Consider the following 1,939-nt stretch of genomic DNA (forward strand, 5'->3'; position numbering starts at 1 on the left):
GCCGTGCGCAGCGTGATCTCGACGGCGGGCAGCCCGCCGGCGACCAGCGCCCGCGCCAGGGGCACCGCGGCGGCCGGATCGTCGAGGACCACGACGGGCAGGACCGGTGCGCGTACGAGAGCCAGCGCGGATGCCATGCCGCCATCCTGCCCGGCGATGATTTCCCTGTGCAACGGCCGTTGCACAGACTGCAACGCCGCTCGGGAGCCGGGGGCGGTCGCGCCGGCCCTCAGTGGATCTCGGTGACCACCACGTCGAGCTGCCAGGGCCGCCCCGCCCTGGCCGGCGGCTCCGCCTCGACCGCGTACCCCAGGTCGCGCAGCGCCGTCACCAGCTCGGCCGGGTCGCGCGGCGCCGCGCCGGCGGTCAGCAGGTCCCGTACCAGCCGGCCCTTGGTCGCCTTGTTGAAGTGGCTGACCACCGACCGCTTCTCGACCCCGTCGACCATCGTCGACTGCAGGACCCGCACGGTCGCCGTGCGCTCCGCGAGCTGCCCCTTCGGCTTCCAGGCCGTCGCGTACGCCGCCGAGCGCAGGTCCAGCACCGGGCCGTCGCCGGCCGCCTCCGGCAATACGGTGGCCATCGGCCCCCGCCAGTAGGCGCCCAGCGCGCCGAGTGCCGGCAGCTTGACGCCCATCGAGCAGCGGTAGGAGGGGATGCGGTCGCCCACCCGTACGGCGCCCCACAGCCCGGAGAAGATCAGCAGCGCCCGCTCGGCCCGCTCGCGCGCGGCGGAGTCGAGGGTGGCGAGCCCGAGGGCGTCGTACAGCACACCGGTGTAGATCTCGGCGGCGGGGCGGGCCGGGGCGGTCCGCAGCGCGGCGTTCTTGGCGACCTCCCCGCGCAGCCCCTCGCTCAGCCCGAGCACGGTCCGCGCCTTCTCCTCGTCGTCGGAGCAGAGGGCGACGAGCTCGTCGAGCACGGCGGCGCGGGCGGCGGCCAGGCCCGGGAGGGAGAGCGAGTCCGGCCGCAGCGGCTCCCCGGACCCGCCGGTGGCCTTTCCTTCGGAGGGCGGCAGCAGCACGAGCACGGTGGACTTCTCCTTCTGAGGGTTCTGAGGGTCTGAGGGTTCTGAGGGGCGCGCGGACGGAGCGGACGGGGCTCGTCCAGCGGACGGGGTCCGTCCAGCGGACGGGGTTCGTCCGCTCCGCACCCTATGCCGTGCCGCGGTCCTGTCGCCGCCCAGGCGGTGGGAGCCACCGGCGGGGCCGCCGCTCAGGCCGCGGGGCCCACGGGCGGGGCCGCCTTGACGGCCGCCTTCAGGGCCGCCACGGCCGCGTCCGGGTCGTCGGCGTGGAAGCGCACCGTACGGACCCGCTGCCGCCGGCCCAGCAGCCGTACGACCGTGATCTCCTCCGTGAGCTCCAGGGTGATCGACGTCTGCGAGCCGACGGCCACCTCCAGCACGCCCGCCGCGGCGTTCGTGTTCCGGTCCGTGGCGCAGCGCGGCTCGCGCCGTACGGAGACGATCCGCTCGATCGGTATCCGCACGTCCAGGTGCGCGCCGTGGCGGACGCGGACGCCCGCCGGGCCCACCGTGTGCGGCCGGGTGACGCCCGAGGCGTGCAGCCCGATCACCATCAGGAGGGCGTAGAGGTCGAGGACGAGGACGGCCGCGGACACGGCCTCGGGGGCGCCGTCGAGCAGGACGTGCATCCCGGCGGTCTCCACGGCGCAGACGAAGGCGAGCGCGTAGAGGGTCGCGGCCTGGCCCCGCGCGTAGCCGATCACCGCGGTCGCGCCTCGTACGCCGTGGCGCCGGCGGGCCGCCCACAGCGCGAGGCTCGCCAGCACGCGCAGCTCGTGCCCGACCAGCCGCCGTACGCCCTCGGGAACGAGTTCCGCCGGGAGGGCGGCCCGGGCGGCGGCCCGCGGGGCGCGGGTCACGGCGCCCCTCGCTCGGTGACGCGGCGGATGGCGCGGCGCAGGGCCTCGGCCT

2 protein-coding genes and 1 pseudogene are annotated in these 1,939 nt (G+C 76.4%); all 3 read right to left on the reverse strand.

What is annotated here, in order from left to right; translation table 11 throughout:
- Positions 1-137 (reverse strand): annotated as a pseudogene (locus tag ACSNOD_RS30790) (keto-deoxy-phosphogluconate aldolase); the annotation flags it as partial.
- Between the two features lie 92 nt (positions 138-229).
- The gene (yaaA, locus tag ACSNOD_RS30795; RefSeq protein ID WP_436770370.1) at positions 230-1,030 is read right to left on the reverse strand and encodes a peroxide stress protein YaaA; all 801 of its coding nucleotides are present in this window, start codon (positions 1,028-1,030) and stop codon (positions 230-232) included.
- A gap of 185 nt (positions 1,031-1,215) precedes the next feature.
- Positions 1,216-1,887, reverse strand: a complete 672-nt coding sequence (locus tag ACSNOD_RS30800) for a hypothetical protein (RefSeq protein ID WP_436770371.1) — start codon at positions 1,885-1,887, stop codon at positions 1,216-1,218.
- Positions 1,888-1,939: the final 52 nt, after the last annotated feature.

It is taken from the genome of Streptomyces sp. URMC 123, assembly GCF_051386515.1.
Lineage (GTDB): Bacteria > Actinomycetota > Actinomycetes > Streptomycetales > Streptomycetaceae > Streptomyces.